Genomic DNA, 6,277 nt, shown 5'->3' on the forward strand with positions numbered 1-6,277 from the left:
GGCTGCGATCTTTTGACCTTGATTGTTCAGGATCAAAAGATCGCAGCCTCGTTTCACTCGACAGCTCCTACAGGGGTCAGGCCAGCATCGACACCAGGCCACCCTGGCGATCCAGTCTGGCCAGGTCGTCGAAGCCGCCGATGTGCGTGTCGCCGATGAAAATCTGCGGCACACTGCGCCGGCCACTGCGGCTGAGCATTTCTTCAAGCTTGCCGGGCGAGTGCTGAACGTTGATCTCCCGGGGCGTCACGCCGTTGCCGGCCAGCAACGCCTTGGCGCTGCGGCAGTAAGGGCAGGTGTCGGTGGTGTACATGGTTACCGTCTTCATCAAATCGATCCTCTGCAGCAGGGTGGGTCAGGCGTCGATCGCCGGAAAGTCGATCTCGGTCAGGGCGGCGTTGTTCAGGTAGTTGGTCAGCGTTTGCGAAGCGACATGGGCGATCACTTCGATGATTTTCGCGTCATCGATTCCAGCAGCGCGGGCCGCGGCAATTTGCTCGCTAGCCAGGTGGCCGCGACTTTCGGTGATTTGCCGGGCGAGCAACGCATAGGCATCGAGCTGTCCTTCACGGGCCCTGAGGATTTCCTCGCTGGAAAGCCCCGCCTTACCGGCAAACAGCGTGTGCGCCGCCAGGCAGTAGTCGCAGCCGTTGACCTGGGAGGTGGCGAGGAAAATCGCTTCCTTCTGGGTGGCGCTCAAGGATGTCTTGCCCAAGGCCGCCGAGTTCTGCAGGTAGGAGGCCAGTACCGCGGGGGCGTGGGCCAGGACCCGGAACACGTTGGGCAGGAAGCCGATTTTCTTCTGTACGCCGTCGAGCAACGGGCGGGTGGACTCGGAGGCGTGTTCGAGGCTGACAGGGTTGATGCGTGGCATGGTGATTCTCCGTGGTTGATGCGCGACAAGCGCTGGGTACGGAGTGGATGCTATTGATTCGGGCTGGTCTATTGGGTGCAAATCGTCGACGATATGCGACAGATCGTCCAGAACTGCCGCCGGAGGCCCTTCATGGATCGCTTGTCCACCTTGCTTGCGCATTTCGGCGTCAATGCCGGGACCTTTCACAGCGGTACGTTTTGCGGCACGACGGCGTTCGATGGCAGCCAGGCCTGCGGTCATTTGCATTTGCTCCAGGCGGGCGAGTTGTCCCTGCGGCTCGCGGACGACCGTGAACTGCATATCACCGAACCGACGCTGATCTTTTTCCCCCGGCCATATCGCCACCGCCTGCTTGCCCCGCAGGACAGCGATACGCAACTGGTGTGCGCGACCCTGGACTTCGACGGCGGCGCGGGCAACGCCCTCGCCACGGCGCTGCCGGATTACCTGGTGCTGAAGCTGGATGAAATTCCGGCCCTGGCCAACACGTTGCAATGGTTGTTCAACGAAGCCTTCGACGGTACCTGTGGCCGCGAGGCGGTGATGGACCGGCTGTTCGAGCTAGTGGTGATCCTGTTGCTGCGGCACATGCTGAGCAGTCGCAATCAATCGCCTGGCATGCTGGCGGGCCTGGCCGATCCTCGCCTGGCACGCCCCTTGAACCTCATGCACGAATCGCCCGGCAAGGCCTGGAGCGTGGCCGAACTGTCGGTGGCGGCCAACATGTCCCGGGCCAGTTTCGCCGAGCACTTCAAGCGGGTGGTCGGGCAGGCCCCGGTGGATTATCTGGTGAGCTGGCGTATCAGCCTGGCGCAAAAACGCCTGCGTGAAGGCAAGCCCATTGCCTTGATCGCCGAAGAGGTCGGTTATGAAAGCCCTTCGGCACTGGCCCGGGCTTTTCGTCGCAAGACCGGGGTCAGTCCCCGGCAATGGCGAGGATAAAGGCACACGACTGCGCCTGTTAGCCGGCGGACTGGCGGGCTACGAGAGCTGTGCTAGCGTCTTGGGGTGAATCTCTCATTTGCGAGCCTCTGCCATGGACGAGACAATCGTTAACGTCACCACCCAGAAGTTCAACGCCCTGATTGCCGTGGTCCAGGCCTATGGCGCCGCGTTCGCGGTCAAGCTGCTGACCGCCATCGCCTTCTGGATCGTCGGACGCTGGCTGATCGGCTTTGCCGTCGGCATGGTGCAGAAGGCGTTGAGCAAGCAGAAGGTCGACCCGACGGTGCTGCGCTATGTGGGCTCGGCGATCACCGTGACGCTGAACATCATTCTGGTGATCGGCATCCTCGGTTACCTCGGCATGCAGACCACCACGTTCGCGGCGCTGCTGGCCGCGGTCGGCCTGGCAATCGGCATGGCCTGGTCCGGGCTGCTGGCCAACCTGGCGGCCGGTGCCTTCATCATTGTCTTGCGTCCATTCAAGGTCGGCGACTTCATCAGTGCGGGCGGGGTGGTCGGTACCGTCACCGAGATCGGCCTGTTCGCGACGGCGATCAACACCCCGGACAACGTGCTGACCCTGGTGGGCAACAACAAGATCTTCAGCGATAACATCCAGAACTTCACCCACAATCCGTTCCGCCGCGTCGAACTCAAGGCGCAGCTGTCTGGCGCGGCCGACTGGAAAGCCGCGGCGGCCTTGCTCAAGGAACGCATCGCGGCCATCCCCAATGTGCTGGCCGAGCCTGCCGTGGATGTGGAGATTCTCGAGTTCAACCTGGTCGGCCCGGTGCTGGCGGTGCGGCCTTATTGCCACAATGAGCATTACTGGCAGGTGTATTTCGATACCAACCGCACCATCAAGGACGCCCTCGGCGAAGCGGGCTTCCCGGCTCCGATGCCAGCGCAGACAGTGATCTTCCAGCAAGGCGCCGCGTTACCAGAGGCGTTGACAAAACAGTGAAGGAGCCGGGCTCATGGCGGTCTTTTGAGACAGGCCGCCAAGAGCCTGCCGTCGTGTCTTACAGGCCATGGGGAGTCAACCAATAACATGCAGGATGCGCGCCCAAACCCGACGCTGGATCTGGCGTATTGTGTCGAACGTCCGATATTCACGGACTTCCTGCAGCACGCTGAACATACCCCCGATGCCGTGGCCGTGGTTTCCCAAGAGGCCACGTGCAGCTACGGTGAACTTGACGCGATCAGCCAGCGCCTTGCCAGCTTTCTGCTGGAGCAGGGCGCGAGGGCATCCGACCGGGTCGTGATCGTCTCCAGTCGCTGTGCCGGCCTGGTCTACGCCATGCTCGGCGCCTCGCGCGCCGGCTTGACGTTCACCGTGGCCGACATGGCCTATCCCCGTGCGCGCATCGAACAGATCATCCAGGTGCTCACGCCGACCTTGGTCCTGGTATGCGGCGAGGCAACCTTCGAGCTCGATTCGCAGCGTGCGTCCGGCGTATGCGTGGTCAAGGTACCGGAGTTGCCCGGCGACGCGCTGAAGGCGTTCGCCGTCGAGCCAAGGGCCTTGCCCGAGGTCAACCCCGCACACCCGGCCTATATCACCTTCACCTCGGGCAGTACCGGCGAGCCGAAGGGGGTTGTCACCCATCACGCGCCCTTGGTGCATTTCATCGAATGGCACAGCCAGCGTCACTCGTTGACCCGGGACAGTTGCTTTTCCCTGCTGTCGGGGCTGGGCCACGACCCGGTCTACAGGGACGTGTTCACGCCACTCTCCATTGGCGCGAAAGTCATCATCCCGGCCCAGTCGACCGTGATCGATCCAGTCGCCTTGGCGAGGTGGATACAGCAGCATGGGATCTCGATCATTCACCTCACGCCACCCCTGGGCAAACTCATTGAAACCGGGGCGAAAATCAGTGGATTGCAGTTCAGTGAGCTGCGCTACCTGTTCTGGGGTGGGGATGCCTTGAGCAGCACCCTTTACCAGCAAATCCGCGCCATCGCCCCCAACGCCATCAGCGTCAACTTCTATGGCACCACCGAAACGCCGCAGGCGATGGCTTACCATCAAGTCGATCCCGCGCTAGACAATGCCAAGATCCCGCTGGGCAAGGGGATCGAGGGCGCGCAACTGTTGCTGGTCAATGAGGCCAATCAGCTGGTCGGCGAAGGCGAAGTCGGGGAAATCCTGATCCGCAGTCCGTTTCTGTCCCTGGGTTACTACGGTGACCCGGCAATGACCCGGGAAAAGTTCGTGGTCAATCCCTTCACCCGTGCCGAGGGTGATATCTGCTACCGGACCGGCGACCTGGGCACTTATCTTGCCGACGGCAGTGTCATGTTCCGCGGGCGTGGCGATAGCCAGGTGAAGATTCGCGGCCATCGCATCGAACTGGCCGAAATCGAAACCTCGATCTCAAGGCATCCGCGGATCAAACAGTGCGTGGTGCTGGCCAACAACGACCGATCGAACGTGAAACTGGTGGCCTGTTGCGTTTCGGCCAAGCCTGTTTCAACGGTTGAACTGCGTGAGCAAGTGGGGCAGCAGTTGCCTGACTACATGGTGCCTGCGTTGTTCGTGTTCGTGGAGACGATTCCATTGACGCCGAACGGCAAAATCGACAAGCGGGCGTTGCAGGCGCTTGTCGACAAGCAGGCGGCACCGGTCACTGCCAGCCAGGACCTGTCGCCGCTGGCGCTCAAGTTGACGCAGGCCTGGGCCGAAATCCTGGAAGTGCCGCGCATCGATCCAGCGTTGACGTTCGTGGAGCTGGGCGGGGATTCGCTCTCGTTCGTCCAGGCTTCGATGGCGCTGGAAGAGCTTATAGGTCATCTACCCGATCAATGGGAAATGATCCCGGTACTGGAGTTGTGTGAACTGGCCAGCGACACCAAGGCTTCGAGGTTTTCGATCAGGGCAATGGAAGTGCCGGTGTTTATACGCGTGGTTTCCATCGTGTTGATTGTGATGGGGCATTTTCAGGTGACTGCACATTGGCCGATGTTCGGCGAAACAATGGCCCTGTTCCTGGTTTCCGGGTTCAGCCTGGCAAGGTTTCAATTAAAGGCCATCAATGAGTCCGGTAGCGTGCGCACGCTGGTCAAGTCCGTAGCCACTATCGCGGTGCCCACGATCCTGTACACGGTGTTGGTGCAGGTGGTGTTCGACACGGTGCATTGGCAATCATTGTTGCTGATTTCCAATTGGTATTCGCCCAACCAGATCGGCAACTTCGTCTACTGGTACATAGAAGTACTGGTGCAGATGCTGTTGATCATCGGGTTCGTACTGTCGTTCGAGCGTGTCAGGAACATCATCAGTGCCGACCCGTTTCGTTGTTTTGTCATGGCGGCATGCGTGTTGGCGCTGATTGATGTGCTGATCAGTCACTATGTGTTCGATGCGAGCGCGCTGTTCAATCGGGTGCCACAGCATTACCTGGCGATCATGGTGCTCGGCATGGCCATTCACAGTGCCAGCTCTACTACCCAGAAGTGGATCGTCACGCTCGTTGCCCTCCTGGTGGTGGGTTGGCAGGATATGCAGGCGATGCTGGGATTCGGGCCGCTTGCCGCCGACATCTGGAGCCACATCGATGTCGCCGTGCCGGCCACGCTGCTGGTGATCTGGGTCCGGTCGATTCCCGTCCCCGGCCTGCTGGCGCGGGGCATGGCATTGATTGCCTCCTCGACGCTGTATATCTACCTGACGCACTTCCAGTTCCATTCGGTGGCCCGGCGCATCGGTGATCATCCGCTGCTCGGGGTGGTTTTCGCCGTGGTCGGTGGCGTCGTGGTGGCGTATGCCTGGAACAAGGTCGTGCGCTGGGTGTTGCTGCGCGGAAACTTTGATGCCAAGAAGCGTCGTGCGGATAAAATCGAGCGGGTGGCGTGACGGTTCCGTAAACTGTTCGCGCAACAGGCGTTGCCGCATGACTGCCTAGGCTGGCATGCGGGCGACGCCGCCTTACCACCTCAAGCAAGAGACCCCCATGGCAAACCAAGACCTGACCTTCGTTCCCGATCCCGATGCGGACTCCATCTCCTCCGACGTCGCCGGTTTCGGCGGCATGCTGGTCTCCACCCAGATCCCGACCCGTGCCGATGGCAGCCTTGAACTGGGCGATATCACTCTGCAAAGCGAGTGCACCCTGCAGGCGCTGAAAGTGGCGCTCGATCGCGCCGGCAGCTCCATGGACCGCGTATTGCACTTGACCATCTACCTCACCGACATGGCCGACCGTGCCGCTTTCAACGAGGTGTATAAGCGTTTCTTCGCCAAACCGTGGCCGGTGCGTGCGGCTGTGGGCGTGGCGTCGCTGGCGGTCGAGGGCATGCGTGTGGAAGTTACGGCGATGGCTGCCAAGGCCTGACCTGATCCCAGCGCGCGCTGTAGGAGCCAGGCTTGCCGGCGAAGGCGGCCTGACAGCTGGTGATTGTCTTTCAGGCGTACATATCCATTCCTTCGGTAACGGCCACCTAGGGTTT

At 61.1% G+C, this 6,277-nt stretch carries 6 protein-coding genes; 4 read left to right on the plus strand and 2 right to left on the minus strand.

The window, feature by feature from the left end:
* Nucleotides 1-76: 76 nt before the first annotated feature.
* Both grxC and PMI35_RS07230 read right to left on the minus strand, forming a co-directional pair.
* Entirely contained in the window at nucleotides 77-328 is a 252-nt protein-coding gene (grxC, locus tag PMI35_RS07235) for a glutaredoxin 3 (RefSeq protein WP_008063656.1), read from the minus strand.
* 27 nt (nucleotides 329-355) lie between these two features.
* Complete coding sequence (locus PMI35_RS07230) at nucleotides 356-874, minus strand: carboxymuconolactone decarboxylase family protein (protein ID WP_008063657.1); 519 nt, start codon at nucleotides 872-874, stop codon at nucleotides 356-358.
* A 132-nt stretch (nucleotides 875-1,006) separates the two neighbouring features.
* On the opposite strand from PMI35_RS07230, the gene PMI35_RS07225 reads away from it, so the two are divergent.
* The 4 genes from PMI35_RS07225 (at nucleotide 1,007) to PMI35_RS07210 (ending at nucleotide 6,162) form a co-directional block, all read left to right on the plus strand.
* Nucleotides 1,007-1,819, plus strand: a complete 813-nt coding sequence (locus tag PMI35_RS07225; RefSeq protein WP_008063658.1) for an AraC family transcriptional regulator — start codon at nucleotides 1,007-1,009, stop codon at nucleotides 1,817-1,819.
* A gap of 94 nt (nucleotides 1,820-1,913) precedes the next feature.
* Nucleotides 1,914-2,786 (plus strand): mechanosensitive ion channel family protein, encoded by an 873-nt coding sequence (locus tag PMI35_RS07220; RefSeq protein ID WP_008063659.1) that lies wholly within the window; start codon nucleotides 1,914-1,916, stop codon nucleotides 2,784-2,786.
* Between the two features lie 87 nt (nucleotides 2,787-2,873).
* On the plus strand, nucleotides 2,874-5,684 hold the full coding sequence (locus PMI35_RS07215) for an amino acid adenylation domain-containing protein (protein WP_008063660.1): 2,811 nt from the start codon (nucleotides 2,874-2,876) through the stop codon (nucleotides 5,682-5,684).
* A gap of 97 nt (nucleotides 5,685-5,781) precedes the next feature.
* Entirely contained in the window at nucleotides 5,782-6,162 is a 381-nt protein-coding gene (locus PMI35_RS07210) for a RidA family protein (RefSeq protein WP_032831931.1), read from the plus strand.
* The last annotated feature ends 115 nt before the right edge of the window (nucleotides 6,163-6,277 follow it).

Source organism: Pseudomonas sp. GM78 (assembly GCF_000282475.1).
Lineage (GTDB): Bacteria > Pseudomonadota > Gammaproteobacteria > Pseudomonadales > Pseudomonadaceae > Aquipseudomonas.